28 protein-coding genes and 1 pseudogene are annotated in these 26,271 nt (G+C 74.7%); 12 read left to right on the forward strand and 17 right to left on the reverse strand.

All coding sequences use genetic code 11. The features are described 5' to 3' along the window. Positions 1-93: 93 nt before the first annotated feature. Positions 94-744: a trimeric intracellular cation channel family protein gene (locus RMN56_RS03445; protein ID WP_313722395.1), complete on the reverse strand. Its 651-nt coding sequence runs from the start codon at positions 742-744 to the stop codon at positions 94-96. A gap of 40 nt (positions 745-784) precedes the next feature. Continuing rightward, complete coding sequence (locus RMN56_RS03450) at positions 785-1,003, reverse strand: DUF3039 domain-containing protein (protein WP_030502976.1); 219 nt, start codon at positions 1,001-1,003, stop codon at positions 785-787. 88 nt (positions 1,004-1,091) lie between these two features. Between RMN56_RS03450 and RMN56_RS03455 the strand changes: the two genes are divergently transcribed. Together RMN56_RS03455 and RMN56_RS03460 are read left to right on the forward strand one after the other, a co-directional pair. Continuing rightward, positions 1,092-2,027, forward strand: a complete 936-nt coding sequence (locus RMN56_RS03455) for a pseudouridine-5'-phosphate glycosidase (RefSeq protein WP_313722396.1) — start codon at positions 1,092-1,094, stop codon at positions 2,025-2,027. Next, on the forward strand, positions 2,024-2,920 hold the full coding sequence (locus RMN56_RS03460; protein ID WP_313722397.1) for a carbohydrate kinase family protein: 897 nt from the start codon (positions 2,024-2,026) through the stop codon (positions 2,918-2,920). The genes RMN56_RS03455 and RMN56_RS03460 overlap by 4 nt, the downstream gene beginning before the upstream one ends. A gap of 36 nt (positions 2,921-2,956) precedes the next feature. On the opposite strand, the gene RMN56_RS03465 is transcribed toward RMN56_RS03460, so the two are convergent. Beyond that, a complete protein-coding gene (locus RMN56_RS03465; RefSeq protein ID WP_313722398.1) occupies positions 2,957-3,313 on the reverse strand; it encodes a DUF3099 domain-containing protein in 357 nt (118 codons plus the stop codon). Positions 3,314-3,419: 106 nt separating this feature from the next. Here RMN56_RS03465 and RMN56_RS03470 point away from each other — a divergent pair, with 106 nt between their 5' ends. Both RMN56_RS03470 and RMN56_RS03475 read left to right on the forward strand, forming a co-directional pair. Next, positions 3,420-3,731 (forward strand): hypothetical protein, encoded by a 312-nt coding sequence (locus tag RMN56_RS03470; protein WP_212837393.1) that lies wholly within the window; start codon positions 3,420-3,422, stop codon positions 3,729-3,731. Continuing rightward, complete coding sequence (locus RMN56_RS03475) at positions 3,721-4,032, forward strand: YlcI/YnfO family protein (RefSeq protein ID WP_262284514.1); 312 nt, start codon at positions 3,721-3,723, stop codon at positions 4,030-4,032. Before RMN56_RS03470 ends, RMN56_RS03475 begins: the two co-directional genes overlap by 11 nt. Positions 4,033-4,035: 3 nt before the next feature. Here RMN56_RS03475 and RMN56_RS03480 read toward each other — a convergent pair whose 3' ends face one another. From RMN56_RS03480 to RMN56_RS03495, 4 genes and pseudogenes are all read right to left on the reverse strand, one after another. Beyond that, on the reverse strand, positions 4,036-5,268 hold the full coding sequence (locus RMN56_RS03480) for a low temperature requirement protein A (RefSeq protein WP_313722399.1): 1,233 nt from the start codon (positions 5,266-5,268) through the stop codon (positions 4,036-4,038). 75 nt (positions 5,269-5,343) lie between these two features. Continuing rightward, the gene (locus RMN56_RS03485) at positions 5,344-6,543 is read right to left on the reverse strand and encodes a low temperature requirement protein A (protein ID WP_313722400.1); all 1,200 of its coding nucleotides are present in this window, start codon (positions 6,541-6,543) and stop codon (positions 5,344-5,346) included. 62 nt (positions 6,544-6,605) lie between these two features. Then, a complete protein-coding gene (locus RMN56_RS03490) occupies positions 6,606-7,181 on the reverse strand; it encodes an HhH-GPD-type base excision DNA repair protein (RefSeq protein WP_313722401.1) in 576 nt (191 codons plus the stop codon). 123 nt (positions 7,182-7,304) lie between these two features. Further along, positions 7,305-8,519: pseudogene (locus RMN56_RS03495) on the reverse strand (S8 family peptidase); the annotation flags it as partial. A gap of 185 nt (positions 8,520-8,704) precedes the next feature. Between RMN56_RS03495 and RMN56_RS03500 the strand changes: the two are divergent. Both RMN56_RS03500 and dtd read left to right on the forward strand, forming a co-directional pair. After that, complete coding sequence (locus RMN56_RS03500) at positions 8,705-10,189, forward strand: DUF7782 domain-containing protein (protein WP_313722403.1); 1,485 nt, start codon at positions 8,705-8,707, stop codon at positions 10,187-10,189. Next, positions 10,189-10,611: a D-aminoacyl-tRNA deacylase gene (dtd, locus tag RMN56_RS03505; protein ID WP_262284519.1), complete on the forward strand. Its 423-nt coding sequence runs from the start codon at positions 10,189-10,191 to the stop codon at positions 10,609-10,611. The genes RMN56_RS03500 and dtd overlap by 1 nt, the downstream gene beginning before the upstream one ends. A 33-nt stretch (positions 10,612-10,644) precedes the next feature. Here the strand turns inward: dtd and RMN56_RS03510 are convergent, their stop codons facing one another. Further along, a complete protein-coding gene (locus RMN56_RS03510; RefSeq protein ID WP_313722404.1) occupies positions 10,645-11,433 on the reverse strand; it encodes a sporulation protein in 789 nt (262 codons plus the stop codon). A 226-nt stretch (positions 11,434-11,659) separates the two neighbouring features. Between RMN56_RS03510 and sigB the strand changes: the two genes are divergently transcribed. Together sigB and RMN56_RS03520 are read left to right on the forward strand one after the other, a co-directional pair. Further along, positions 11,660-12,646: an RNA polymerase sigma factor SigB gene (gene sigB, locus RMN56_RS03515; RefSeq protein WP_262284520.1), complete on the forward strand. Its 987-nt coding sequence runs from the start codon at positions 11,660-11,662 to the stop codon at positions 12,644-12,646. 82 nt (positions 12,647-12,728) lie between these two features. Beyond that, entirely contained in the window at positions 12,729-13,136 is a 408-nt protein-coding gene (locus RMN56_RS03520; protein WP_313722405.1) for a VOC family protein, read from the forward strand. Between the two features lie 52 nt (positions 13,137-13,188). Here the strand turns inward: RMN56_RS03520 and RMN56_RS03525 are convergent, their stop codons facing one another. From RMN56_RS03525 to RMN56_RS03535, 3 genes are all read right to left on the reverse strand, one after another. Continuing rightward, entirely contained in the window at positions 13,189-15,744 is a 2,556-nt protein-coding gene (locus RMN56_RS03525; RefSeq protein WP_313722406.1) for a bifunctional acetate--CoA ligase family protein/GNAT family N-acetyltransferase, read from the reverse strand. A gap of 3 nt (positions 15,745-15,747) precedes the next feature. Continuing rightward, positions 15,748-16,929 carry an acetoin utilization protein AcuC gene (locus RMN56_RS03530; RefSeq protein WP_313722407.1) on the reverse strand — a complete coding sequence of 394 codons (1,182 nt, stop codon included), beginning with the start codon at positions 16,927-16,929 and terminating at the stop codon, positions 15,748-15,750. A 64-nt stretch (positions 16,930-16,993) separates the two neighbouring features. Then, positions 16,994-17,836 carry a sulfurtransferase gene (locus tag RMN56_RS03535; RefSeq protein WP_313722408.1) on the reverse strand — a complete coding sequence of 281 codons (843 nt, stop codon included), beginning with the start codon at positions 17,834-17,836 and terminating at the stop codon, positions 16,994-16,996. Positions 17,837-17,934: 98 nt separating this feature from the next. Between RMN56_RS03535 and RMN56_RS03540 the strand changes: the two genes are divergently transcribed. Further along, positions 17,935-18,621 carry an iron-dependent transcriptional repressor DtxR gene (locus tag RMN56_RS03540; RefSeq protein ID WP_313722409.1) on the forward strand — a complete coding sequence of 229 codons (687 nt, stop codon included), beginning with the start codon at positions 17,935-17,937 and terminating at the stop codon, positions 18,619-18,621. A gap of 29 nt (positions 18,622-18,650) precedes the next feature. On the opposite strand, the gene RMN56_RS03545 is transcribed toward RMN56_RS03540, so the two are convergent. The 4 genes from RMN56_RS03545 to RMN56_RS03560 all read right to left on the reverse strand — a co-directional run bounded on the left by RMN56_RS03545 (position 18,651) and on the right by RMN56_RS03560 (position 21,220). Beyond that, positions 18,651-19,199: a hypothetical protein gene (locus tag RMN56_RS03545; protein WP_313722410.1), complete on the reverse strand. Its 549-nt coding sequence runs from the start codon at positions 19,197-19,199 to the stop codon at positions 18,651-18,653. A gap of 86 nt (positions 19,200-19,285) precedes the next feature. Then, entirely contained in the window at positions 19,286-19,528 is a 243-nt protein-coding gene (locus tag RMN56_RS03550; RefSeq protein WP_313722411.1) for a DUF5522 domain-containing protein, read from the reverse strand. A gap of 76 nt (positions 19,529-19,604) precedes the next feature. Further along, a complete protein-coding gene (locus RMN56_RS03555; protein WP_313722412.1) occupies positions 19,605-20,582 on the reverse strand; it encodes an asparaginase in 978 nt (325 codons plus the stop codon). Next, positions 20,579-21,220, reverse strand: a complete 642-nt coding sequence (locus tag RMN56_RS03560) for a class I SAM-dependent DNA methyltransferase (RefSeq protein ID WP_313722413.1) — start codon at positions 21,218-21,220, stop codon at positions 20,579-20,581. Before RMN56_RS03560 ends, RMN56_RS03555 begins: the two co-directional genes overlap by 4 nt. Before the next feature lie 160 nt (positions 21,221-21,380). Between RMN56_RS03560 and RMN56_RS03565 the strand changes: the two genes are divergently transcribed. The 3 genes from RMN56_RS03565 (at position 21,381) to RMN56_RS03575 (ending at position 24,335) form a co-directional block, all read left to right on the forward strand. Next, the gene (locus RMN56_RS03565; RefSeq protein ID WP_313722414.1) at positions 21,381-22,637 is read left to right on the forward strand and encodes an MFS transporter; all 1,257 of its coding nucleotides are present in this window, start codon (positions 21,381-21,383) and stop codon (positions 22,635-22,637) included. Between the two features lie 97 nt (positions 22,638-22,734). Continuing rightward, positions 22,735-23,076 (forward strand): YciI family protein, encoded by a 342-nt coding sequence (locus RMN56_RS03570; protein WP_262284531.1) that lies wholly within the window; start codon positions 22,735-22,737, stop codon positions 23,074-23,076. A 65-nt stretch (positions 23,077-23,141) separates the two neighbouring features. Then, positions 23,142-24,335, forward strand: coding sequence for an RNA polymerase sigma factor (locus RMN56_RS03575; protein WP_313724640.1), 1,194 nt, complete (start codon positions 23,142-23,144; stop codon positions 24,333-24,335). 45 nt (positions 24,336-24,380) lie between these two features. Here RMN56_RS03575 and RMN56_RS03580 read toward each other — a convergent pair whose 3' ends face one another. Both RMN56_RS03580 and RMN56_RS03585 read right to left on the reverse strand, forming a co-directional pair. Continuing rightward, positions 24,381-25,100 (reverse strand): nucleotidyltransferase domain-containing protein, encoded by a 720-nt coding sequence (locus tag RMN56_RS03580; protein WP_313722415.1) that lies wholly within the window; start codon positions 25,098-25,100, stop codon positions 24,381-24,383. A gap of 111 nt (positions 25,101-25,211) precedes the next feature. Next, positions 25,212-26,180, reverse strand: a complete 969-nt coding sequence (locus RMN56_RS03585; RefSeq protein WP_313722416.1) for a DUF2332 domain-containing protein — start codon at positions 26,178-26,180, stop codon at positions 25,212-25,214. Positions 26,181-26,271: the final 91 nt, after the last annotated feature.

Here is a 26,271-nt window from a genome sequence, read left to right on the forward strand (position 1 = left end):
GTGCCGCGAAGGCCGACTCAGCATAACCAGCGGGGGCCGTCCGCCCCACTCGACGCCACGCTGGTCACATCCGCCCACCCCGGGGCGCCGGGCTCAGACCTGTGGTCCCCGGGCGCCGGTGCGCGGCGGCCGCAGCGCCGGCACCGGGGCGGACCAGCGCCGCCGCAGCGCGATCAGCCGCAGCGCGAAGACGAGGACCGCCGCGGCGGTCAGGGGCCCCGCGGTCGCCGCGCCGTACGTCGACAGCAGCGCCACGGCGATCGACCCGGCGAGCGCCGCCACGGCGTAGATCTCCCGGCGCAGCACCACCGGGATCTCGCCGGTGAGCAGGTCGCGCCCCAGCCCGCCGCCGATGGCCGTGAGCATGCCGATCATGCAGGCGCCGACGGCCGGCACGTGGGCGTCGAGGGCCTTGAGCGTGCCGGTGACGGTGAACAGGGCGAGACCGGCCGCGTCGAGCACCAGCACGGTGGTGCGCAGCCGGGCGAACTGGGGATGCAGCCAGAAGATGGCGGCGGCGGTGACCGCCGCGGTGACCGCGTACCGCCAGTCGGCGAAGGCCAGCGGCGGCACCTCGTCGATGACCAGGTCGCGGAAGATCCCGCCGCCGAGGGCGGCGACGACGCCGACGAAGACCACCCCGAAGAGGTCGAGCCGTTTGGCCACCGCCGCGGAGGCGCCGGAGGCCGCGAAGACCGCCACGCCGGTGAGGTCGGCGAGGAGGAGCGGGGTGGAGGTGGTCACCGCCGCAGGTTACGCGGGCGGCCGGGAGGGCCGCCCGGGATCACTCGGCGTACGAGTCGTAGATCTCCTTGCACTTCGGGCAGACCGGGGAACCGGGCTTGGCGGCCTTGGTCACCGGGAAGGTCTCGCCGCAGAGCGCCACGACGAAGGTGCCCATGACGGCACTCTCCGCGATCTTCTCCTTGCGGACGTAGTGGAACATCTCCGGGCCGGTGTCGGCGTCCTTCAGCTCGGGACGCTCGAGAACCTCTGTACTCACGACTACACCTCCAACGGTCCAGTTTTGCAGGTCGATCCCGCCCGGTCCACCTGGGCCCGCGCCGGAGGCGGCCCGTACCGTAGCCGAAGTGACCAACTTTCACATCAGTCTCGGCACCGAGGTGGCCGACGCCCTGCGCGACGGGCGTCCGGTCGTCGCCCTGGAGAGCACCATCGTCTCCCACGGCCTGCCCCGACCGGACAATCTTCGCGTCGCGCGTCAGATCGAGCAGGCGGTCCGGGACGCGGGAGCCGTTCCGGCCACCATCGGCATGGTCGCCGGTGAGCTGATCGTGGGTCTGGACGACGCCCAGCTCACCCGGCTCGCCACGGTCGACGGGGTGAGCAAGCTCTCGGTGCGCGACCTGGCCGTGGCGGCGGCCACCGGCGCGGACGGCGCCACCACCGTGGCGGCGACCAGCGCGGTGGCCGCGGTGGCCGGGATCGGGGTCTTCGCCACCGGCGGCCTGGGCGGGGTGCACCGGGAGGCCGCGCAGACCTTCGACGAGTCCGCCGACCTGGTCACCCTGGCCCGGACCCCGATCGCGGTGGTCTGCGCCGGGGTGAAGTCGATCCTGGACGTGGGCGCCACCCTGGAGCGGCTGGAGACCCTCGGGGTCAGCGTCGTCGGCTACCGCACCCGCCGCTTCCCCGGCTTCTACCTCACCGACGCCGGCTTCGACCTGGACTGGTCGGTGGAGTCGCCGGAACAGGCGGCCGACGTGCTGGCCGCGCGCCGGGAGCAGGGCGTGCACTCCGGTGGGCTGATCGTGGCGAACCCGCTGCCGGTGGACGAGCAGCTCGACCCGGCGCTGCACGACCGCACCCTGGCCACGGGGCTGGCCATGCTGGCCCGCGACGGGGTGACCGGCAAGGCGGTGACCCCGTTCCTGCTGGCCCACTTCCACTCCGCCACCGAGGGCGCCAGCCTGGCGGTGAACGTGCGGATCATCCTGCGCAACGCCGACCTGGCGGCACGGATCGCGGTCGCCGCGGCGGCCCGCCGCACCGCCGCACCGGCATGAGCCTCGCACCCCGCATCGTCGTCGTCGGAGACGTCATCACCGACGTGCTCGCGGTGCTCTCCGGCCCCCTCGCCACCGGCTCGGACACCGCGGCCGGAATCCGGTTCAGCGGCGGCGGCCAGGCGGCGAACACCGCGGCCTGGCTCGCCGGCCAGGGTGCGGCCGTCACACTGGTCGCGGCGGTGGGCGACGACGAGACGGGCCGGGAGCGGGTCACCGAACTGGAGCGGGTCGGGGTGACCTGCGCCGTGGAGCGGCACGAGGGCTACCCCACCGGCACGGTCATCGTGCTCACCCACGACGGGGAGCGGACCATGGTCAGCCAGCGGGGGGCGAACCTGCGGCTGACCACGGAGCACGTCGACCGGACCATCGCGGCCGCGCCCGACGCCGGGCACCTGCACCTGTCCGCGTACACGCTGCTGGACGTCGGGTCGCGGGGCGCGGGCCTGCGCGCGCTGGCCGCCGCCCGCGAGCGCGGGCTCACCACCAGCGTCGACGCGGCCTCCGCGGCCCCGCTGCGGCGGGTCGGCACGGCCTTCCTGACCTGGGTACGCGACGTCGACCTGCTGCTGGTCAACACGGACGAGGCGACGGTGCTGGCCGGCGGGCTGGACCCGGCGGCGCAGGCCCGGGCGCTGACCTCGGTGGCCCACCGGGTGGTGGTGAAACGGGGCGCGGCCGGCGCGGTCTGGGTGGACCGGACCGGGCTGGTCGAGACGGCCCCGGCGCCCGGGGTGGCCGTGGTGGACGTGACCGGGGCGGGCGACGCCTTCGCCGCCGGCCTGCTCACCGCGTGGCTGGCCGGCGCGGACCCGCGCGCGGCGCTGTCCCGGGCCGGCGATCTCGGCGCGCTTGCGGTCACCACCGTCGGCGCGCGGCCCCAGCCCTGACGGCGGACCGGTCCGGGCGGCCGCCGCCCGGGCCGGTCAGGGCTCGGCGTCGATGACCTTGTGCGGACGCTCCTCGGCGGCGAGCGCCATGGGCGGGGTCTCGTCCCGGTGGCGGGGCTGGAACTTCCCCGCCATCCGGTGCTGCTCCTTGGGCGGACGATCGTTGGCCAGCAGCACGGCCAGCCAGGGGATGAGCACCATCCCGAGGGCGCAGAGCGGCAGCCACAGCCAGAGCAGTGGTGCCTTGACGCCGACCAGGACCGCACCGAGCACCAGGCACGCGACCCGGATTCCCATCATCAGCACGTAGCGCTTCTGCCGGCTGGTGAGCTGGTCGTCCTGGCTGCGCGAGGCGTCGGTGATCAGGATCGGCTGGTACGCCTGACGCTTCACCACGGACCTCCTCGAGGGATTACGACCCATCCTGTCACCCTCGACGGTTGATCGGCGAAAATCGTGACAAGGGCGGCGCGTGTTACGTGCGTGGTACGCTCCGTTCGTGGGCAACCGGTTCAGCTTCACCGACGAGGCGTTGGCCAACCTGCGGGTCTACGACGTCACGCCCGGGGAAGTCTGGGAAGCCCTGCACAGCACGCGGCGGGTCATCCGGCACCTCGGCGACGACGTCATGGTGGTCTACGCGACCGACCACCGGGGTCGACGCCTCGCGGTGCTGCTGGCCGAGGCCGACGGCAGCGACAACGACTGGGACATCCTCTCCGCCCGCGAACTGAGCGACGTCGAGGCCAAGCGCTACGACGACGCGGTGCGGAGGTCACGCCGACGAGGAGGCGGTCACGATGCACCGTAACGAGGCGACCAAGCGGTTCCACGACGCCGGCGACGCGCTCGCCGACCTGATCGACGAGACCCAGCCCGCGGAGCTGCCCACCCCCGACACCGACGTGCCGATGGTCAGCCGCTCGGTGCGCCTCCCGCTGGAGACGTACGACCGGGTCCGGGCGGCCGCCGAGGCGCGCGGCATCGGGGTGACCACGCTCATGCGGCAGTGGATCGAGGCGGGCCTGGCCGACCTCGACGAGTCCGCCACGGTCTCCCTGGCCGACGTGCGCCGGGCCCTGGCCGCGCTGTCCCGCCCCACCGCCGCCTGAGCCTCAGGCGTCCGGGCCGCTGCTCTCCGGCCCCGTCCGCCCGAGCGGGGAGGCCGACATCTCCGGCGGGCGACCCCGGCTGCGCAGCGCGTCCGCCAGCGCCACCGCGGCCAGCACAACGGCCACCAGGGAGAGGGCCCGCACGGCGGGACCGTGCGCGAGCAGCGGGACGAGCAGGAGCAGCGCGCTCGCGCCGAGGATCCGGGGCAGCGAGACCCGGCCGAAGATCTCGTACTCGAAGCGGGCCCGGGCGGCCAGGAAGAGCAGCGGCCCGCCCACCACGAAGAGCAGCAGGCCCGGGTCGGACCGGTGGAACGGCTCGGCGATGACCACCTCGTAGCCGACCGCAGCGGTGAGCACGCCGAGCACGATGACCAGGTGGGTGATCGTGGCCGACGTGCCGAGCCGGCCCGGCACGGGTGCCAGCCGCAGCGCCTCGGCCAGCAGGTGCCCGGCCCGGTGGAAGTAGATCCGCCAGAGCAGCGCGGTGGTGACGAAGGCGACCACGAAGGCGCCCGCGCCGTCGCCGGAGAACTTCTCGCCGCTGAAAGTCACTCCGATGACCAGGATCGACTCGCCGAGCGCGATGAGGAAGATCTGCTGGTAGCGCTCGGCGAGGTGCTCGCCGGCGATCCGCCAGCCCCCGGTCGGCGCGGATCCGATCCGGGGCAGCGGCCACCCGGCGAAGAGCGCGACGTAGTCCACGGTCAGCGCGAGGGCCCAGAGCGGCAGGCGCAGATCGTCGGGGCCCACCGCCCCCGCCAGCCAGAGCGGCGCGGTCGCCGCCGCCCAGGCGGCCAACCGGAGCGGGACCAGCCGCCGGGGGTGGCCGTGCAGTGCGGCGGCGACGACCAGGGGCCGGCCGAGCATCACGGCGACGTACGCGAGGGCGAACGGCAGCGCCCGCTCCTCCAGGGCCCGCGGCAGCGCCACCGCCATCACCAGGCTGGCGAACATCGTGCCGACCACGACGGCCTGGATGACCGTCTGCTCCGGCTCGTACCGGCTGGTCACCCAGACGGTGATCGTCCAGACCAGCCACAACACCAGGAACAGCAGCACGGTACGGCCGACCGCGGCGGCCAGCGTCCACCCGGTGGCCGGCAGGCTGTTGATCAGCCGCTGGGAGACCCGGGTCAGCGCGAAGACGAAGACCAGGTCGAAGAAGAGTTCCAGGAAGGTGGCACGCGTGGCGCTCTCCGGCGGGCGCAGCAGCGCGGCACCGCGTTCCGCCACCGTGTCACCCCCGTCCGCCGCCCTGGCTCCCAACGACCGGGCCGCCGCGCCGGTTGCGTGTCGGGGGCCGGCGGCTCACATCGGCGAGGCGGGGCGTTCCGGCGGGCGGCCCCGGGCCCGGAGCGCGTCGGCCACGGCCATCCCGGTCAGCACCGCCGTGACGCCGACGGCCATGCCGATCAGCGGCAGCCGGCTCAGCAGCGGCACGCCGAGGACCAGGAGCAGCAGGCCGACCAGGCGGGAGAGGGAGACCCGGCCGAAGACCTCGTACTCGAAGCGGGAGCGGCCGACCACGAAGAGCGCCGGGCCTCCGACGATGGCCGCCACCCGGACCACGTCGGCGTGTCCCCCGGGCTCGGAGATGGCCACCTCGTAACCGACCGCCGTGGTGACGATGCCGGCGATCATCGTGAGGTGCGTCCAGGTGGCCGACTGACCGAGCCGGGCCGGCTGCCGGGCCTGGGCCACCGCCTCGGCCAGCACCGAGCCCGCCCGGTGGAAGTAGATCCGCCAGAGCAGCACCGTGGTGGCGAAGGCGTCCACGAGCGCGATCCAGCGCAGCAGCGTGAAGTCGCTGCCGCTGAACCCGACGCCCGCCACGAAGATCATCTCGCCGAGCGCGATGATGGTGAACTGCTGGTACCGCTCGGCCAGGTGCTCGCCGGTCACCGTCCACGCCGTGGCCGCCGCCCGGCCCAGCCGGGGCACCGGCCACCCGATGACCACGCCCACGTAGTCGATCACCAGGGCCACCGCCCAGCAGAGCAGCCGCGCGTCGTCGCCGACCAGGCCACCGCCCAGCCAGAACACGGCCGAGACGCCCGACCAGACCAGGATCCGGCCGGACAGGTGACGCTGGGAGTGCCGGCGCAGCGCCACGGTCAGGTAGATCGAGCGGCCGAGCTGGATGGCGACGTACCCGGCGGCGAAGCTCAACCCGTGCGGGCCGTACGCGGCCGGCACCGACACGGCCATCACCAGGCTGCCGAACATGGACCCGACCATCACCGCCTGGATGGGCGGTCGCTCCGGGTCGTAGTGGCTCGTGGCCCAGGCGGTGAGCGACCAGACCATCCAGAGCGCGAGCAGCAGCACCAGGGTCTGCGTCAGCTCCAGCGGGAGGCGACCGCCGCCCGCCGTCACGTCGTCGATGAGGCGCTGCGAGACCCGGGTGAAGGCGAAGACGAAGACGACGTCGAGGAAGAGCTCCAGGAAGGTCGCGCGGTGACTGCCCCCGCCGCCGCGCAGGAGTTCCGCCCCCCGCTCGTCCGCCATCACCCGCCCGTCGCCACCGCCTTGACGATCATGACAACGAGCCAGCGCGGGCGCGGGTTGCGTCAGGCCTTCGCGGCCTTGGCCTCCGCCTTCATCCGCTGCTTGAACTCCCGGACCCGGCGCAGCGACTCGGGGTCGGTCACGTCGGCCACCGACCGGTACGCGTCCGCGTCGCCGTAGCCGCCGGCCGCCTCGCGCCAGCCGTCCGGGGTGATCCCGAACCGCTTGCCGAGCAGGGCCACGAAGATCTGCGCCTTCTGCCGGCCGAAGCCGGGCAGCTCGCCGACCCGGCGCAGCAGGTCCCTGCCGTCGGCCGCCTCCGACCAGAGCCGGGCCGGGTCGCCGTCGTAGCGCTCGACCAGGGCCCGGCAGACCTCCTGCACCCGGGCCGCCATGGCCTTGGGGAACCGGTGCAGGGCCGGCGGCGTGGCGAACAGCTCGACCAGGGCCTCCGGGGAGTATCCGGCCAGCTCCCGGGCGTCCGGCTCGTGGCCGAGCCGCTGCGCCAGCACGTACGGGGAGGAGAACGCCTTCTCCATCGGCACCTGCTGGTCCAGCACCATGCCGAGGAGCAGGGCCAGCGGGCTGCGCGCCAGCAGCTCGTTGGCCTGCGGGTCGATGGGCAGCGAGAGCGTCATGCCCCCATCCTGCCCCGCCCGCCGCCGCCCGCCACGCCGACTCCCCGCGAAACGCGCGGCACGGCCCGGTGGACAGGGGTGGGGTCCACCGGGCCGTGTGGCCGCGCGACGGCGTCAGTTGACGACGAAGAGCAGCCGGTTCGGCGAGCCGGAGCCGGGGTTGGTCACCTTGCCGGTGGTGGCGTTGGTGGTCAGGTAGCTGGTCACCTGCGCCGGGGTGTACGACGGGTTGGCGCCGAGCACCAGCGCCGCCGCGCCGGCCACGTGCGGCGACGCCATCGAGGTGCCGCTCAGCGTGCTGCTGGCGGTGTCGCTGGTCCGGTACGCGGAGACGATGCTCGACCCGGGGGCGAAGATGTCCACGCAGGAGCCGTAGTTGGAGAAGGACGAGCGCGCGTCGCTGCTGGTGGTGGAGCCGACGGTGATCGCGGCGGCGGCCCGCGCCGGCGAGGAGTTGCAGGCGTTGGCGCTGGAGTTGCCGGCCGCGACCGCGTAGGTGACGCCGGAGTTGACCGAGCTGGTCACCGCGTTGTCGATCGAGCTGCTGACGCCGCCGCCGAGGCTCATGTTGGCCACGGCCGGCTTCACGGCGTTCGAGGTGACCCAGTTGATGCCGCTCACCACGCCGGTGGTGCTGCCGCTGCCGGAGCAGTTGAGCACCTTCACCGCGATGAGGCGGACGCCCTTGGCCACGCCGTACCGGGTGCCGCCGACGGTGCCGGCCACGTGGGTGCCGTGGCCGTTGCAGTCGGTGTTGTTGCTGTCGACGGTGTTGGTGCCCCAGGTGGCCCGGCCACCGAAGTCGGTGTGGGTGGTCCGGATGCCGGTGTCGATGATGTACGCCCGGACGTTCGAGGCCGTGTTCGGGTAGGTGTAGCTGGAGTTCAACGGCAGGCTGCGCTGGTCGATCCGGTCCAGGCCCCAGGACGGCGGGTTGGTCTGGGTGGCCTGGGTGGTGACCACCCGGTCCTGCTCGACGTACGCGACGGCCGGGTCGGCGGCCAGCCGGCGGGCCTGCGCCGGGCTCATCGTCGCGCTGTAGCCGGTGAGGGCGGCGCTCCACACCGTGCCGACGCTGCCGCCGTAGCGCTTGGCCAGGCCGGCGGCCCGGTCCGGCACGGCGGTGCGGGCGGTGCGGCTGTTCGCGGCGCCGACCGCGTCGTCCTTCAGCACCACGAGGTAGCTGCCGCTGATGGCGTCGGGGGCGGAGGCGTAGCGGACGTCGCCGGTCGGTGCGGCGAGGGCGGGGGTGGAGGCGGCGGCGGTGAGGGCCGCGGCGGCGGCCGTGACGGCGAGCGCGCGCAACGCGCGTCGCCGGGGAACGGACACGTCGGACATCGTCTGGCTCCCTACCGGGCGCACCCGGGCTCTCGGACACCGGGGACGCCCATCGGCGGATGTTGGGGCAGATGGTAGCCATACATCGATGAACATAAAAGAGATAACAGTCGATACCCTGAGCTGGTGATATGGATCCGCCGGGTGCCGGCCGGGAGAGCGGCCGGGGAGGGCAGGATGACGACGTGGACCGTCACGACATGCTGCTCTCCCCCGCCGGCGTCGACGCGCTGCGCACCGCGCTGACCCGGGCGGGCTTCACCGCCAACGGCATCGCCGACCGGCTCGGCCCGCAGGCCACCGGCGCGGTGGCCCGCAACGACTTCCGCGCCGCGCTGCGCGCCACCGAGGACCGCGACCCGCTCGCCACGCTGATCCGGGTCTTCATCTGCGACCAGACCGAGCCGGAGCCGGCCGTGGCCGCCGCGCTCGCCCCGTTGACCGTCGAGGAGGCGCTGGCCGGGGGCCTGGTCGAGCGGCACGGCGACGGCCTGCGCGCCGGGGTCGACCTGGAGCCGTACGGGGACGACTGGTTCGTGCTCGCCGACGTGCCGGCCAGCGCCCGCCCCGGCCGCCCGCTGCACGCCCAGCACGTGCTGGGCATCGGCGGGGCCACCCAGACGCTGATCGGCGCGACCGTGCGCCGGCCGGTGGAGACCGCGCTGGACCTGGGCACCGGCTCGGGCGTCCAGGCCCTGCACCTGTCCACCCACGCCCGCCGGATCACCGTCACCGACGTCTCCGAACGGGCGCTGCGCTTCGCCGCCACCACCGCCGCCCTCAACGGTCAGGACTGGGAGCTGCTCCGCGGCGACCTCGTCGCCCCGGTGGCCGGCCGCCACTTCGACCTGGTGGTCAGCAACCCGCCGTTCGTGGTCGGGCCCGGCACCACCACGCACGTCTACCGCGACTCCGGCCGGGTCGGCGACGCGATCGGCGCCGAGCTGGCCGCCGCCGCACCGCACCTGCTCACCGAGGGCGGGACGATGCAGTACCTGGCCAACTGGGTGCACGTCACCGGCGAGGACTGGGCCGAGCGGGTGACCGGCTGGTTCGCCGGCACCGGGCTGGACGCCTGGGTGATCCAGCGCGAGGTGGCCGACCCGATGGCGTACGTCAACCTGTGGCTCACCGACGTCGGCGAGACGGCCGACCCCCAGCGGATGGCGGCCTGGCTGGACTGGTTCGACGCGCACAAGGTGGAGGCCATCGGGTTCGGCATCGTCTCGCTGCGCCGGGCCGGCCACGACGAGCCGGTCGTCCGGGTGGAGGACCTGCGCCAGCGGGTGGAGCCACCGCTGGGCGACCGGGTGGCCGAGTGGTTCGACCGGCAGGACTGGCTGCGCGCCCGGGGCGCCGACGGCCTGCTGGCCGCCCGCTACCGGGCCGCCGACGGGCTCCAGCTGCGCCAGGAGGCCACCATGGGCGAGGAGGGCTGGGCCGTGGACCGGCAGGTCCTCGCCATGCCGCACGGGCTGCGCTGGTCCGAGGAGATCGACCCCCTGGTGCTCGCCCTGGTGGGCGGTGCGGACGGCCGGCTGCCGCTGCGCGACCAGCTCGCCCTGCTCGCCGCCGCGCACGACGTCGCACCCGACGAGCTGGCCGAGGCGGCCGGGCCGATCGTGGCGCACCTGGTCGAGCGCGGCCTGATCGAGCCGGTCGCGGACTGATGCGGGCGGTGGTGCAGACGGTGGGCCGGGCCGCCGTGACGGTCGACGGGGAGGTGGTCGGCGCGATCACCGACGGGCTGCTGGTGCTGCTCGGCGTCACCCACACCGACACCCCGCAGGTGGCGGCCACCATGGCCCGCAAGGTCCACGAGCTGCGCATCCTGGACGACGAGCGCAGCGCCGCCGACACCGGCGCGCCGATCCTGGTGGTCAGCCAGTTCACCCTCTACGGCGACGCCCGCAAGGGCCGGCGCCCGAGCTGGACCGCCGCCGCCCCCGCGGAACTGGCGGAACCCCTGGTGGAGGCGGTGGTGCGAGAGCTACGCCAGCGCGGCGCCAAGGTCGAGACCGGCCGCTTCCGCACCCACATGCTGGTGGACAGCGTCAACGTGGGCCCCCGCACCCTCCTCCTGGACCTGTGACCGCCGGGGACGGCCGATAACCGCCCGCGACGGTCAGAAGAAGAGGCCGCGGCGGGACAGGGACTGGCGCAGCCAGCCGTCGAGCTGGGCGGCCCAGTCGGTGCGGTCCGCCGTCGCGTGGTCGACCGTGAAGCGGCCGAAGGCGTCGTGGCCCTCGGTGAAGAGGCCGCCGCGCTTGTCCAGCTCCAGCACCACCTGCACCTGCTGCGGGTCGGTGACGAAGGTCAGTTCGAGCTGGTTCATGGCGCGCGCGTACTGCGGCGCCGGGTGGAACTCGATCTCCTGGTAGAACGGCAGGCTCTGCCGTACGCCGTAGAGGTGGCCGCGCTCGACGTCGGCCCGGGCGAACCGGAAGCCCAGCCGCAGCAACGCCTCCAGCAGCCGCTCCTGAGCGGGCAGCGGGTGCACCGCCACGGCGTCCAGGTCGCCCTTGTCGACCGCCCGGGCCACCTCCAGCTCGGTCCGCAGCCCCATGGTCATCCCGTGCAGGTGCTGGCCGTACAGGTCGGTGAGCGGGGTCTCCCAGGGCACCTGGAAGCGGAACGGCACCTCGTACCGCTGCCCCGGGTCCAGCCGGAACGCGCCGGTCACCTGCGCGCGGCCGAACTCCTGGGTGGTGTCGTACTCCGAGTCGCCGCTCTCCACCTCGACCCGGGTGACCAGGCCGAGCGCGACGTAGCTCACATCCACCGGGTGGTCCCCGCCGACCACCTGGACGCGGCCCTCCACCTGTCCGCCGGGGCGGCAGTTCGGGTTGGCCAGCACCGTCTCCACCGACGGTCCACCCACACCCATCGCCTGCATGAGCCGCTTGAAGACCACCACGTCCTCCGATCGCCTGTGCGTCGCCCGGCCTCGCTGGCCGGCCGCTGGCACGGTAACCGGGCCCGACAAGGCACAGCCGCCGTTCCGCCCGGATTGCTGTCGGGTCCCCGATCGCCTCACTCCCGTTTCACGCCCCGCCCGCCAAGCTGTTCATCACCGGCAACACCGCGCCGGCGGACGGCACGGAACCGGTACGGCACGACGGACACGGGGAGAGACCGAGATGGCCCAGCAGATGATCGAGCACCAGGACATGGACGTCACCATGACCGATCTGGACGCCACCGACGAGCGCGGCGTCTCCACGGACCTGGTCCGGGCGTACCTGAACGGCATCGGCCGCACCAAGCTGCTCACCGCGGCGCAGGAGGTCGAGCTGAGCAAGCGGATCGAGGCCGGCCTGTTCGCCGAGGAGAAGCTCTCCACCTGCACCCCGGTCTCCGGTGAGCTGCGCGCCGACCTGGAGCTGATCGCGGCCGAGGGCCGCGCCGCCAAGGACCACCTGCTGGAGGCCAACCTGCGGCTGGTGGTGAGCATCGCCAAGCGCTACACCGGTCGCGGGATGGCGTTCCTCGACCTCATCCAGGAGGGCAACCTCGGCCTGATCCGCGCGGTCGAGAAGTTCGACTACACCAAGGGCTACAAGTTCTCCACCTACGCCACCTGGTGGATCCGCCAGGCCATCACCCGCGCCATGGCCGACCAGGCCCGCACCATCCGCATCCCGGTGCACATGGTCGAGCAGGTCAACCGGATGGTCCGGGTCCGCCGCGAGCTGTCGGTCACGCTGGGCCGGGAGCCCACCGTCGCCGAGGTGGCCACCGCGCTGGAGATCCCGGAGTACCAGGTGATCGAGCTGATCTCGTACGACCGGGAGCCGGTGAGCCTGGACCAGACGGTCGGCGAGGACGGCGAGAGCGCGCTGGGCGACTTCGTGGCCGCCGTCGACCCCAACGCCGAGCCGGGCGAGGCCGCCGGCGACGGCGAGCTGCGCAACGAGGTACGCATCGTGCTCGCCACCCTCTCCCAGCGGGAGCAGGCGGTGATCCGGCTCCGGTTCGGCCTGGACGACGGCCGGCAGCGCACCCTCGACGAGGTGGGTCGCGAGTTCGGGCTGTCCCGGGAGCGGATCCGGCAGATCGAGAAGGTGACGCTGCTGAAGCTGCGCGCCCCGGAGCGGGCCAACCGGCTGGAGGCGTACGCCTGCTGAGCTGACCGACGCGACAGGCCCCGGCGGTGCGCCGGGGCCTGTCGCGCTTGAAGCGGCGGCCGACAACGACCACCCTGGGGCGATGAACTGGACACTGGAAGTAGTGGTCGTGCCGGTCTCCGATGTGGACCGGGCCAAGAGCTTCTACGCCGAGCGGCTCGGGTTCGCCGTCGACCACGACACCGACCTGGGGGGCCTCGGGCGGATCGTCCAGCTCACGCCCCCGGGCTCCGGCTGCTCGATCGTCCTCGGCCGGGGCGTCGTGCCCGAGATGCCGCCGGGCTCGCTCAAGGGGCTGCAGCTGGTCGTGCCCGACCTGGAGAAGGCCCACGCGGAGCTGGTCGAGCGGGGCGTGGCGGTCAGCGAGATCCAGGTGGTCGGGCAGAACCCGGGCCCGGTGCCGCAGCCGCTGGACAACGTCGGCTTCGTCTTCTTCACCGACCCGGACGGCAACGCCTGGGCCGTGCAGCAGATCTCCAGCCGGGCCTGAGCGTTAGGAGGGGGCCCCTCCTATGCAGCAGGCGTTAAGAAGGGGCCCTTCCTTACAAGCGGCGCGGGCCGGTGTCCGGACGGGGCGCCTCGGCGCCGGTGCGGACGGTGGCGTGCAGCACCGAGATGCCGTCCGGCCGGGCCAGCACCGGGTTGAGGGTGAGCGACCGGACCCGGGGCTGCTCGTCGGCGAGCCGCCCGACCCGCAGCAGCAGGTCGACCAGGGCGGCCCGGTCCACCGGCGCGGCGCCTCGGTGACCGCGCAGCAGCGGCGCGGCGCGGGGCTCGTCGACCAGCTCGGCGGCGTCCCGGTCGGTCAGCGGGACCGCCCGCCACGCCCGGTCGCCGAGCAGTTCGGTGGCCACGCCACCCAGGCCGAAGCCGACCACCGGCCCGAACGCCGGATCCTCCACCAGCTCCACCACGCAGGCCACCCCGGGCGGAACCATCGGCTGGACCAGCACGTCCGCGCCGAAGACCGGCGCCATCTCGTCGTACGCGCGGCGCAGCGCGGCGGCGTCGGGCAGGTCGAGCCGGACCGCACCCAGGTCGAGGCGGTGCCGCAGCCCGGGGGCGGCCGCCTTGAGCGCGACGGGCCAGCCGAGCCGTTCCGCCGCCGCCACCGCCTCCCCGGCCGAGTGCGCCGGCGCCGACTCCACCACGTCGATGCCGTACGCCCGCAGCAGCGCCGCCGGGTCGGCGCCGTCCGGGCGCAGCGCGGACTGCCCGGCCGTCCGGTCCACCCGCTCCAGCTCGGACAGCACGCCGGGCGGGCGGCGCAGCCAGTCGGCGTACGTGGTGACCCGGGCCAGGGCCCGGACGGCCTCCTCCACGCTCGGATAGGCGGGTACCCCGGTGGGCACCCGGCCGGCGAGGAAGGTGGCCACCACCGGTTTGCCGGTGGCCCGCGCGTCGGGCAGCGCGGCGGTGAAGTCGGCTTCCGGGTCGGTGAGCTGGCCGGGCAGCGGCGGGGCGAACACCGCCACCACGGCGTCCACCCGCTCGTCGGCGGCGGACGCGGCGAGCGCGGCGGCGTACTCGGCGGCGGTGGCCCGTGGGCCCACGTCGTGCGGGTAGCCGTCGGCCACGGTGAGGCCCTGGGCCGCGCAGGCGGTGGCGGCCAGCCCGGTCAGCGCCGAGGAATTGCCGACCACGGCGACCCGGCGGCCGGCCGGCAGCGGCTGGTGGGCCAGGAGCACGCCGACGTCGAGCAGCTCGGCGACGGTGTCCACCCGGACCACCCCGGACTGGGCGAAGAGCGCGCTCACCGCGGCGGCGTCCAGGGCCGGCGCGTCCCCGACCCCCGGCGGGCGGGCCAGCGAGGCGAGCGCCACGACCGGCTTGCTCCGGCCGATCCGCCGGGCCAGCCGGGCGAACTTGCGCGGGTTGCCGAACGTCTCCAGGTAGAGCGTGATGACGTCGGTGCCCGGATCGTCCTGCCAGTACTGAAGCAGGTCGTTGCCGGAGACGTCGGCCCGGTTGCCGGCGGAGACGAAGCTGGACAGGCCGAGCCCCCGCCGGGACGCCTCGGCGAGCAGGGCCACCCCGAACGCGCCGGACTGGCTGAAGACGCCGACCCGGCCCGGGGCGGGCAGCACGGGGGCCAGGGTGGCGTTGAGGCGTACCGCCCGGTCGGTGTTGGCGACACCCAGGCAGTTCGGGCCGACCACCCGCATGCCGGCCAGGTGGGCGGCGCGGACCAGGGCGCGCTGGGCCGCCGCCCCCGCCGGGCCGGACTCGGCGAACCCGGCGGAGATCACCACCAGGCCGTGCGCGCCGGCCCGCGCGGCGTCGGCCACCACCTCGGTCACCGCCTCGGGGGCGACGGCCACCACGGCCAGGTCCACGTCCTCGCCGGCGTCGACCGCCGACGGGTACGCGGGCAGCCCGGCCACGGTCGCCGCGGTCGGGTGCACGGGGACGATCGCGCCGGTGAACCCGCCGTCGCGCAGGTGCCCGAGCAGGGCCGCGCCGACGCCCTGGCCGGTGGTGCTGGCGCCGTAGACGGCGATGCCGCGCGGGGCGAGCAGCCGGGCGATCGAGCGGGCCTCGGTGCGGTGCTCCCGGCCGCGCTGCACCTCCAGCGTCGCCTCGGTGGGTGCGATCGGGAAGTTCAGGTGCACGACCCCGTCGGCGTACTGGCGCTGGATCTGGTAGCCGAAGTCGGAGAAGACCCGCAGCATCGTCCCGTTGGCCGGCAGCACCTCGGCGACGAAGTGCACGATGCCGTAGCGCCGCGCCGCGTCGGCCAGGTGCTCCAGCAGCACCGAGCCGATGCCCCGGCCCTGGTACGCGTCCTCCACCACGAAGGCCACCTCGGCCTCGGGCGAGCCGGGGCCGAGCCGCTCGTAGCGGCCGACGGCGACGATCCGCTCGCCGGCCAGCACCACGAACGCCTCCCGGTCGCGGTGGTCGACGGTGACGAACCGCTGCAGGTCCCGCTCGGGGATGCGCGGGTACGGCGAGAAGTAGCGCAGATAGCGGGTGCGCTCGGAGAAGCGTGCGTGCATGGCCACGATGGCCGCGGCGTCGTCCGGGCGGATCTGCCGCAGCTGGACGGTCGTGCCGTCGCTGAGCAGCACGTCCACCGGTTGCTCGACGGTGGTCACCGGTCAGTCGCGGGGATCGTGCGGGTCGAGCCCGTGCAGCGGGAAGACCGCCTTGCGGGTCGCCGCGATGGCCCGGTCCACGGCGGTCGGCTCGCCGCTGGGCTGCCACGGCTGGTACGACGGGTCGACGTCGTCGGTCATCCGCAGCGGCACCTCCTGCCCGGGCCGCCGTCGCGCCGCCAGTTCCCGCCAGCCCGGCGGGGTCAGGGTGGCCGGGTCGAGCGGCTCCCCGGTGGCCACCGCGAGCAGGTGCGTCCAGGCCCGCGGCACCACCTCGACCAGCGCGTACCCGCCGCCGCCGAGGGCCACCCAGCGGCCGTCGCAGAGCTCGTCGGCGAGCGCCCGCAGCGCCCGGTAGGTGGCCCGCTGCCCGTCGACGGAGAGGTGCAGGTCGGCCAGGGGGTCGAGCCGGTGCGCGTCCGCCCCGCACTGGGTGACCAGCACCTGCGGCCGGAACGCCCGCAGCACCGCCGGCACGATCGCGTGGAACGCGCGCTGCCACCCCGGGTCGCCGATCCCCGGCGGCAGCGGCACGTTGACCGCCGACCCCTCCGCGCCCGGGCCGCCGGTCTCGTCGGGGAACCCCGTGCCGGGGAAGAGCGCGAGCGGGGTCTCGTGCAGGCTGACCGTGAGCACCCGCGGGTCCCGGTAGAAGATCTCCTGCACCCCGTCGCCGTGGTGCACGTCCACGTCCACGTACGCGACGCGCTCCGCGCCCAGGTCGAGCAGGCGGGCGATGGCCACCGCCGGGTCGTTGTAGACGCAGAAGCCGGAGGCCCGGGCCGGCATGGCGTGGTGCAGCCCGCCGGCCACGTTGACCGCCCGCCGGGCGTCGCCGCGCCAGACCGCCTCGGCGGCGGCCACGCTCGCCCCGGCGATCAGCGCGCTCGACTCGTGCATGCCGTCGAAGACCGGGTTGTCGGAGGTGCCGAGGCCGAAGCCGGCGAAGAGCGGGTCGCGGGGCGCGGCCCGGACCGCCTCCAGGTAGCGCGGGTCGTGCACCCGGGTGAGCAGGGCGTCGTCGGCCGGCTCCGGCTTCACCAGCCGGACCCCGGGCCGGTCCAGCACCCCCAGCTCGCGGGCGAGCGCCATGGTCAACTCGACCCGCACCGGGTCGAGGGGATGGTCGCCCATGTCGTACCCGAGCAGGGCCTCGTCCCACACCACCACCGTGTCGTCGGCCATGGGGCCATCGTCGCACGCGGGCCGGGGCCGGCTCATCACACGCGCGCCGCGGCGGCCCGGCTGGCTACCCGGTGGCGACCGGACGGTCCGGGTCGGCCACCCAGTCGCTCCACGAGCCGACGTACAGGGCGGCGTCCGGGCGGCCGGCCAGGTGCAGCGCCAGGACCGCCTGGGCGGCGGTCACCCCCGATCCGCAGTACGCGCCGACCGGCGCCTCCGGGGTCACCCCGGCGGCGGCGAACCGCTCACGCAGCGCCTCGGCGGCCGGGAAGCGCCCCTCGGTGACGTACTCCGGGGCGGGCAGGTTGACCGCGCCCGGGACGTGCCCGGCGACCGGGTCGATCGGCTCGGTCTCGCCCCGGTAGCGCGGGGCGCCCCGCACGTCGAGCAGCACCCCGGCGTCGGCCGCGGCCAGCCGGGCGGCCTCCCCCGCGTCCAGCACCGGCAGCTCGCCGGGGCGGACCGTGACGTCGCCGGGCGCGGGCGCGGGCGCGTCGGTCGAGACGGGTCCGCCGGCCGCGACCCAGGCCGGGAAGCCGCCGTGCAGCACCCGGACCGCCCGGTGGCAGGCCCAGCGCAGGGTCCACCAGGCGCGGGCGGCCGACAGGCCGTCGCCGCCGTCGTACACCACGACGGGATGCCCGGCGCGGACGCCGGCGGCCCGCAGCGCGGTCTGGAGTGCGGCGGGGTCGGGCAGCGGGTGTCGGCCGGCGGCGCCCGGCCGGCCGCACAGCTCGGTGTCCAGGTCCACGAAGACCGCGCCGGGCAGGTGACCGGCCGTGTAGTCCTCCCGGCCGGGCGGCCCGGCGAGCCGCCAGCGGACGTCCAGGAGGGTGGGCGGATCGGCGCGGTCGAGCTCGGTGGCGAGCCGGTCGGGCTCGACGAGCAGGTCTTCGGTTCCGGACATGCGGTCCAGTCAACACCATCCGGGCAGCGACCTCCCGGTTCGGCGTCCCTGCATCGTCGGGGGTCCGGGGTAGCATCGAACGCCGGAGGGACGCTGACGTGAAGCATGACCTGGTCGACACGACCGAGATGTACCTGCGCACCATCCTCGAGCTGGAGGAGGAGGGGGTGCCGCCGCTGCGTGCGCGGATCGCGGAGCGGTTGAAGCAGAGCGGTCCCACCGTCAGCCAGACCGTCGCCCGGATGGAGCGGGACGGCCTGCTCACCGTCGAGGGCGACCGCCACCTGATGCTCACCGCGCAGGGCCGCGGCACGGCGGTGTCGGTCATGCGCAAGCACCGGCTCGCCGAGCTGCTGCTCGTCAACGTGATCGGGATGCCCTACGAGGAGGCCCACGACGAGGCCTGCCGCTGGGAGCACGTGATGAGCGACGCGGTGGAGAAGCGGGTCTACGACCTGCTCAACCGCCCGACCCGCTCCCCCTACGGCAACCCGATCCCGGGCCTGGAGGAGCTGGGCGAACCGGGTCTGCGCGAGGTCGAGACCGCGGAGGGCGAGCGGAACCTGGCCTTCCCGGGCCTGTCCGGGCCGGTCGTGGTGCGGCGGATCTGCGAGAGCGTGCAGACCGACGCCGACGTCCTCCGGCAGCTGCACGCGGCGGGCGTCGACCCGGGCGCCACGGTGACCGTGGCCCAGGAACGCGACGGCGTCTCCATCGACCGCTCCGGCGACCGGGTCCGGCTGCCCCGCGAGGTGGCCTCCCGGGTGTTCGTCGCGGCCCGCTGACCCCCCCAGCCCGCTGCCGAGCCCGGCTGTCAGAGCTGCCGGGTGTCGATCACCTTGGCGAGGTTGACCAGCTTGCCGGCCGCCTTGTCGGCCTCGGCCGTGGCGGTGCCACGCGGGCTGGTCCAGCGCAGCGTGGCCAGCCGCCCCTCGCCGGCCAGCCAGCCCACCTCCGCCGCCGGGCCGCTCTTCGCGGTCTTCGGCAGCGTGTGCCGGTAGGCGATCTTCCCGAGCTTGGTCACCTTCTTGGCGCCCCGGGGCAGCACGTCGAGGGTGAAGGTCGACGTGTCGATCGACGTGTCGGTCACCGTCAGGGTCAGCTCCGGCAGCACGGCCCGCTCGGCCCGGACCACGCAGGTGTGTGTGTCGCCCTTGTCCATGGCGGCGGCCACGTCGAACCTGCCGCCCGTGTGCTTGGCGATCACCGCGAAGTCGAGCAGCCGGCACGCCCCGCCGGACGAGGCGGCGGACACCTCGACCGCCCTCGGCTCCCCCGCCGGCACCTCGACCGGTGTGGCCTCGGCGGCGCAGCCGGCGGTCAGCAGTACGGCCGAAGCGGCCAGCCAGGTACGGGCGCGCACGTGGAGACCTCCGCAGTCGTCGGCGGGGGCCGCCCGCCGGATGTCCGTCGGCCACCGTACGGGCAACCCTGCCGGGACGGAAGTCCTCAATCGTCCACGTACGGACAGTGCCGGCATCCTCGCCCGCAGCACGTGCCCCGGCGGGCCAGGAAACCGGCGCTGAGCACGAACAGTCCGGTCGCCGGGTCCAGGTAGCCGGCCTCACCGGCGGCCAGGGCGGCGTCGTGCGCGGCCAGGATCCGCGCCCGGTCCGCGTGGTCGGGCGACAGCCGCGACGGGTGCGGCTCGGTCAACGGCCGGTCCGCCAGGGGTCGTCGCTCTCCGGTCACCCGGCGAGTGTAAGGAAGGGCCCCTTGTTAACGCCTTCTGCCTAGCAGGGGCCCCCTCCTAACGCGGGGGTGGCGCTCAGCCGTGCCGGTCGAACGCCGTGGCGACCGCCGCCCGGTCCGCGCCGGAGGCCAGGAGCAGCCGGAGCAGCACCTTCGCCTTGTACGGGTCGAGCAGCCCACCGCGGATCAGCCCGCGCCGCCGCAGGTCGGTCTCGGAGCCGACCGCGCCGTAGGTGTTCCGCAGCACCGACCCGGCCCCCGTCCGGGAGGCGAGCACCACCGGCATCCGCGCGGCCAGCTCGCCCAGCGCCGGGGCGAAGTCGGGCGGCACGTGCCCCACCCCGAAGCCGGCCACCACCAGGCCGTCCAGGCCCGGGGCGACCGCGTCGAGCAGCGCCGGGTCGTCGTCGAGGGTGACGGTGTGCAGCGCCACCCGGGTGGCGGCCAGCCGGTCGCGGTCCACCGGCGGCAGCGGGGTGTGCCGGGGCGGGCGGGTCAGCAGCCGTACCTCCCCCTCGATGACGTGCCCGAGCGGGCCCGCGTTCGGTGCGGCGAAGGTCGCCGTGCTGGTGCTGTGGGTCTTGCGGACGAAGCGGGCCGCGTGGATCTCGTCGTTGAACGCCACCAGCACCCCGAGGTCCCGCGCGGCCGGCGCGGCGGCGACCCGGGCGGCGGCGAGCAGGTTGGCCGGGCCGTCCGGGCCGGCGAGGGTGGGGTTCCGCATCGCACCGGTGAACACCAGCGGCGCCGGGTGCGGCCAGACCAGGTCGGCCAGGAAGGCGGTCTCCTCCAGAGTGTCGGTGCCCTGGGTCACCACCACGCCGGCCGCCCCGTCGGCGACCGCCGCGCCCGCCGCGTCCACCAGGTCCAGGATCTGCCGGTACGCCAGGGCGGCGCTGGGCACCGCCTCGACGTCCCGCACGTCGAGCGGGATGTCGGCCAGCCCCGGTACGGCGGCCGTGAGGTCGGCGCCGGTGAGCCGGCTGACCACGCCCTGCGCTCGGGTGCCGGCCATGGCGATCGTGCCGCCCAGGGTGAAGAGCGCGACGGTCACCGGTCGGCCTTCCGGGCGAGCAGGAACGCCTGCGGCCCCCGGTCGAGCTCCTCCGCTTCGCGGACCAGCGTGGCGTGCACCGCGAATCCGGCCGCGGTGAGCTGTTCGGCCAGCCGTTCCGGCGGCAGCCAGTACACGTCGTACGAGACGGTGTGGCCGTACGCCTGCTCCAGCCGGATCCGCTGGTCGCCGGCCTTGACCGCGACCAGCAGGTGACCGCCCGGGGCGAGCACCCGGTGGAACTCGGCGAACACCCCGGGCAGCAGGTCCGGCGGCAGGTGGATGATCGAGTACCAGGCCACGAGGCCGGCCAGCGCCGCGTCGGGGATGTCCAGCGCGGTCATCGAGCCGACCTCGAAGCGCAGCTCCGGATAGTTCCGGCGGGCCACCTCGAGCATGCCCGGGGAGAGGTCGACCCCGGAGATGTCGAGCCCGAGACCGCGCAGGTGGGCGGTGATCCGGCCGGTCCCGCAGCCTGCCTCCAGCACCGGCCGGCCGGGCCCCACCAGCTCCGCGAACGCGGTCAGCATCCCCCGGTCGAGCGGGCCCTCCAGCACGTCGGGGATCAGCCGCGCGTAGTCCACGGCCACCGTGTCGTAGGCGGCGCGCGTCTCGGTGAGCCAGTTCGGTTCGATCATGAAAGACGACCCTAGTCGCCGGCCGGCCCCGCGTCCGCCCGCACCCGGCCCGGCTCGGCGACGAACGTCTCCGGCCGGGGGAAATGCCGCGCCCCGCAGCGGCCCGACGGGATACCGTGCCGGGTCGCACACCCGCGACCTCGACGGACAGGCCCGAGCAGTGACCCAGCAACTGACGCCCCCGACCACCGGCACCCGCACCTCGCTGTGGCGGAGCCGGGACTTCCTGCTGCTCTGGAGCGGCCAGACGGTCAGCGAGGTGGGCACCCGGGTCTCCGGGGTGGCGGTGCCGCTGCTCGCCGCGGACGTGCTCGACGCCACCGTCTTCCAGGTCTCCCTGCTCACCTTCCTGGCCTGGCTGCCGTACCTCTTCTTCTCGCTGCCGGCCGGGATGCTGGCCGACCGGGTCGACCAGCGGCGGCTGATGGTCGCGTGCGACCTGGGCCGGGCGGCGCTGCTGCTGTCGGTGCCGGTGGTCGCCCTGGCCGGCCACCTCACGCTGGCCTTCCTGTATGCGGTGGTCGGGCTCTCCGGCGTGCTGACCGTCGTGTTCACGGTGGCGTACCGGAGCCTGCTGCCCGCGCTCGTGCCGGCGGAGGACCTCACCTCGGCCAACGCGCGGCTGGAGGTGAGCGAGAACCTGGCCCAGCTGGCCGGGCCGAGTGCCGGCGGCGTGCTCGTCGGCCTGCTCGGCGCGGCCCGGACCTTCGTCGCCGACGCCGCCAGCTTCCTGGCCAGCGCCGTCACGCTGCTGCTGGTCCGGCACCGCCCGGCGCCACGCACCGAGGGCCGGGTGCCGGTCCGGGCGGCGCTGACCGAGGGGCTCGGCTTCATCCGCCGGCAGCGGATCCTCGCCCTGGTGCTCGCCTGCACCGCCACCTCGAACTTCTTCGTCATGGCCGCCAAGGCGATCGAGGTGCCGTACCTGCTGCGCGTGCTGCACGCCGCCCCGGCCACCATCGGCCTCTTGTTCAGCCTGGGTTCGGTGGGCGGGCTGCTGGCCGGTGTGCTCGCCGGGCGGGTGGCCGCGCTGCTCGGCGGCGCCCGGACCATCTGGGTGTCGATGGCCGCGCCCGGCCCGCTCTACCTGCTGATGCCGCTGGCCCGGCCCGGCTGGGGCGCCCTGCTCTACGCGATCGGCACGGCGGCGTTCGCGGCCAACGCGGTGCTGTTCAACGTGGCGGCCATGTCCTACCGGCAGCGGGTCACCCCGGCCGGGCTGCTCGGCCGGGTCAACGCCGCGTTCCTGTGGATCTGCTACGGCGTGATCCCGCTGGGCGCCCTGCTCGGCGGCGCCCTCGGCACCCGGCTCGGGCTGCGCCCGGCGCTGCTGGTCTGCGTGCTCGGCATGTGGAGCGCGGCGCTGTTCGTGGTTTTCTCGCCGCTGCGGCGGATGCGGGACTTCGCGGCGTCCTGAAAAGAGGCAGGATTTTTCCCGGACCGCTGTCGAATCCGGCCGCGCCCGTCCGTCGGTGAGACGGAAGAGGGAAACGACAACCCCCAAGGAGAGACCGATGGCCCAGTACGCAGTCCTCGTCTACTCGCCCGCGCCGGCCGACCCGATGGACCTGACCCCCGACTACGTGGCCCTGCTGGAGCGCTACGGCGACCAGGTCGCCGAGCTGGGCGGGCAGATCCTCACCGGGTTCGCGCTCCAGCCGAGCACCACGGCCACGGCGATCCGCGGCGACGTGGTGACCGACGGCCCGTTCATCGAGGCCAAGGAGGTCGTCGCCGGGTTCTTCATCCTGGAGGCGCCCGACCTGGACGTGGCCCTGAAGATCGCCAAGCTGAACCCGGCCACCATCGACGGCGGCGTCGAGGTCCGGCCGCTCTTCCAGCCGCCGGCCGAGTGAGCGACGCCGCCACGGTCGCCGCCGAACGGGCGGTGGCGGACGCGCACCGTCGCGAGTGGGCCTTCGTGCTCGCCGCGACGGCGCGCGTCGCCGGCGACCTCGACGTGGCCGAGGAGTGCGTGCAGGACGCGTACGTGGCCGCCCTGGCCGCGTGGGCGCGCGACGGCGTACCCGACAAGCCGGGCGCCTGGCTGACCGCCACGGCGAAGCGCAAGGCGCTCGACGTGCTGCGCCGGGAGAAGGTGTTCCGGTCGAAGATGCCCCTGCTCGTCGAGCCGGCGGAGGCCGAGATGGTGGAGGAGCCCGGCGGGGACCCGGTCCCCGACGACCGGCTGCGGCTGGTCTTCACCTGCTGCCACCCGGCGCTGGCCCGGGAGGCCCAGGTGGCGCTGACCCTGCGCCTGGTCTGCGGGGTGGCCACCGGCGACATCGCCCGCGCGTTCCTGGTCACCGAGACGACCATGGCGGCCCGGGTGACCCGGGCCAAGAAGAAGATCGCCGCCGCTCGGATCCCCTACCGGGTTCCGGAGGCCGCCGAGCTGCCCGAACGGCTCGACGCGGTGCTCACCGTGATCCATCTGCTCTTCACCGCCGGGCACACCGCGCCGACCGGCGCCGACCTGGTCCGCGCCGACCTGGTCGACCGCGCCGTGCACCTGACCCGGATGCTGCTCGCCCTGATGCCCGACGAGCCGGAGGTCCGGGGCCTGCTCGCCCTGCTGCTGCTCACCGACGCCCGCCGGGCCACCCGTACCGACGCCGCCGGGCGGCTGCTGGTGCTGGAGGAACAGGACCGGTCCCGCTGGGACCGGGCCGCCATGGCGGAGGGCAACCAGCTGGTCCTGGGCGCGTTCCGCACCGGCCGGGTCGGCCGGTACGCCCTCCAGGCCGCCATCGCCTCGCTGCACGCGGTCGCCCCCAGCTACGCCGCCACCGACTGGCCGCAGGTCGTCCGCCTCTACGACGAGCTGCTCAAGCGCTGGCCGTCCCCGGTGGTGGCGCTGAACCGGGCGGTCGCCGTGTCCATGGTCGACGGGCCCGCCGCGGCCCTCGCGGAGGTCGACGCACTGGCGGCCGATCCGCACCTGGCCGGCTACCACTACCTCCCGGCCATCCGCGCCGACCTGCTCCGCCGCCTCGACCGGCCTGCCGAGGCCGCCGACGCCTACCGCGAGGCGCTGAAGCTGGTCGACAACGACGCCGAACGCGCCTTCCTCACCACCCGCCTCACCGAGGTTGGCGCGACGCATCGATCATGAAGTTGTTGCCCCCCGCTCCGGCGTGTCGGGACAACACCTTCGTGATCACCGCCGGTGGGCCCGGCGTACCGTGCGGCGGGCGTCGCGCCAGGCGATCAGGGCGGTGCGGAGGCGGGGTGAGGCAACCCGCTCGCCCCGACGCCGGGCCGCGAGCTGACCGATCAGCCAGGCCGGGGCGTCGGCCGCCTCGACCGCCGCGGTCTTGGTGAGCAGGTCGCCGTGGCGCAGCGCGTGCCGGCCGCGGGCCATCGAGCTGAGGCCGAGGTCGGCGAGGGCGGGATCCAGCCACAACCACGGACGCCGGGCCGCCCAGGCCCAGTAGCCGGTGAGTTCGGCGCGGGCGGCGGCCCGCACGTCGTCGTCGCTCACCGGCGGGAACACCTCGCCGGGCGGGCGGCCGAGGACGGCGTACCCGTGGCGGACGAGCTCCGCCCGGGTGATGCCGGACAGGATGCGCTGGACGAGCTGCCCGTGCGTCCACGTCGGATGCTTCCGGTGGACGTCCGCGATGGTGGCGCTGTCGACGTAGACGCAGCCCAGGTGCAGCCCGGCGGCGCTGTCCGCGTCGAGGCGGCGGTGCACGGCGACGAGCGCGGCCTCCCGCGCGTCGTCGACCGGCCCGTCGGTCAGCGCGACCAGGTCGAGGTCGCTCACGCCGGGCCGGTGGTCGCCCGTCGCCAACGACCCGGCGACCAGCAGGTCGCTGACCCAGCCGAGCGCCGCCACGTCGGCGGCGAACTCCTCCACGGCCGGCGGCGTCACCATGGCCTCAGTCTAGGAACGGTCCATGCGCTCCCGGCGGAGCCGCCGCCGTCCGGCACTCGGCCGTCGATCCTGGAGACTTACCGTTCCCCGCGAACGGAAACTGCCCAGGAATCACCGTGTCGCGCCCGGCGGCAGGGCACGAAGGCTCTCTGCGAACCAGGTGAGGGACTGGCCGTGGCCGCGGGTCCAGGCCAGCGGCGTCCCGTCCAGCGCCAGCACGTTGTGGAACCCGTCTGGCGGCGGCTCCGGCAGCGCGGGGTAGCGCAGCACGTCGGGGTCCTCGTTGGCGATCCAGTGCCCGGGCAGCCCGCGTACGACCTCGGCGAACGCATCCCGCCGGGGTGGCGGCACCTGGTACAGCACCGCGGTGTGGAACACCACCAGGGTCGCGTCCCGGGGTGCCCGCGCGGCCAGCGCCGGCAGGTCGTCCACCAGGTCGCCCCGGACCAGCCGCGGCGGCTCGGCCCGGGCGACGGCCGCCGCGGCCCGCAGCCGCTCGCGGCGGTGCCCGTGCTCCGGCCAGATGAGCGCGTCCAGCCACGCCACGTCGGCCGGGTCGCACACGTCGAGCGGATTGAGGTCCAGGCCGGCCCGCCACACCACCTCCGGCCGGCGGGCCGGGGGCACGGTCCCGCCGATCGCGCAGTCGAGGACCGGTTCTCCCGTGCCGAGCGGGTGGTCGCCGTAGCGGTAGGCATACCGGTCGGGGTAGAGATTCAGGCCAGCGGAGGCGCCGACCTCCAGCAGGGCGAGCGGCTGCGGCAGCGACGCCAGCACCGGCAGGAGTACGGCACACCGGCCCGGCTCGTTGGTCTGCGTGGCCCGGACCCGCATCTCCGCCTCGACGGCCGGCCAGTTCGCCAGCGCGTACCCGCGGAAGGCGGACGGATCCGTGACGGGGCCGCCGAGCAGCCGGACCACGGCGAAGAGCAGGTTCGGCTGGCGCTTGGCCGGCGGGAGGGTCTCGATCCGGGCCAGCAGCTCGTCGTCGCGGGAAACCGCCTCCGACAGCCGCTCGTACGCCGGCGACACCCCGCGCGCCTCCCGGGCGAAGGTGGCGTAGCGGTCAGCGGTGGTCATGGCCCGAGCATTCCAGCCGGCTGCGGTGACGGGCGACGTGTGTCCCGTCACGGAAAAGCCGCGAGCGCGGCAGGGAGGCCCCTGCCGCGCT

Origin of the sequence: Micromonospora halotolerans, from assembly GCF_032108445.1 — a bacterium.
Classification (GTDB): domain Bacteria; phylum Actinomycetota; class Actinomycetes; order Mycobacteriales; family Micromonosporaceae; genus Micromonospora; species Micromonospora halotolerans.

Excerpts from the sequence above, each read along its gene's own strand:
- RMN56_RS03460 (WP_313722397.1), top strand. The coding sequence starts at position 2,024 with ATGAGCCTCGCACCCCGCATCGTCGTCGTCGGAGACGTCATCACCGAC.
- RMN56_RS03475 (WP_262284514.1), top strand. The coding sequence starts at position 3,721 with ATGCACCGTAACGAGGCGACCAAGCGGTTCCACGACGCCGGCGACGCG.
- RMN56_RS03485 (WP_313722400.1), bottom strand. The coding sequence starts at position 6,543 with ATGGCGGACGAGCGGGGGGCGGAACTCCTGCGCGGCGGCGGGGGCAGT.
- RMN56_RS03490 (WP_313722401.1), bottom strand. The coding sequence starts at position 7,181 with ATGACGCTCTCGCTGCCCATCGACCCGCAGGCCAACGAGCTGCTGGCG.
- dtd (WP_262284519.1), top strand. The coding sequence starts at position 10,189 with ATGCGGGCGGTGGTGCAGACGGTGGGCCGGGCCGCCGTGACGGTCGAC.
- sigB (WP_262284520.1), top strand. The coding sequence starts at position 11,660 with ATGGCCCAGCAGATGATCGAGCACCAGGACATGGACGTCACCATGACC.
- RMN56_RS03520 (WP_313722405.1), top strand. The coding sequence starts at position 12,729 with ATGAACTGGACACTGGAAGTAGTGGTCGTGCCGGTCTCCGATGTGGAC.
- RMN56_RS03530 (WP_313722407.1), bottom strand. The coding sequence starts at position 16,929 with ATGGCCGACGACACGGTGGTGGTGTGGGACGAGGCCCTGCTCGGGTAC.
- RMN56_RS03535 (WP_313722408.1), bottom strand. The coding sequence starts at position 17,836 with ATGTCCGGAACCGAAGACCTGCTCGTCGAGCCCGACCGGCTCGCCACC.
- RMN56_RS03560 (WP_313722413.1), bottom strand. The coding sequence starts at position 21,220 with ATGATCGAACCGAACTGGCTCACCGAGACGCGCGCCGCCTACGACACG.
- RMN56_RS03570 (WP_262284531.1), top strand. The coding sequence starts at position 22,735 with ATGGCCCAGTACGCAGTCCTCGTCTACTCGCCCGCGCCGGCCGACCCG.
- RMN56_RS03580 (WP_313722415.1), bottom strand. The coding sequence starts at position 25,100 with ATGGTGACGCCGCCGGCCGTGGAGGAGTTCGCCGCCGACGTGGCGGCG.
- RMN56_RS03585 (WP_313722416.1), bottom strand. The coding sequence starts at position 26,180 with ATGACCACCGCTGACCGCTACGCCACCTTCGCCCGGGAGGCGCGCGGG.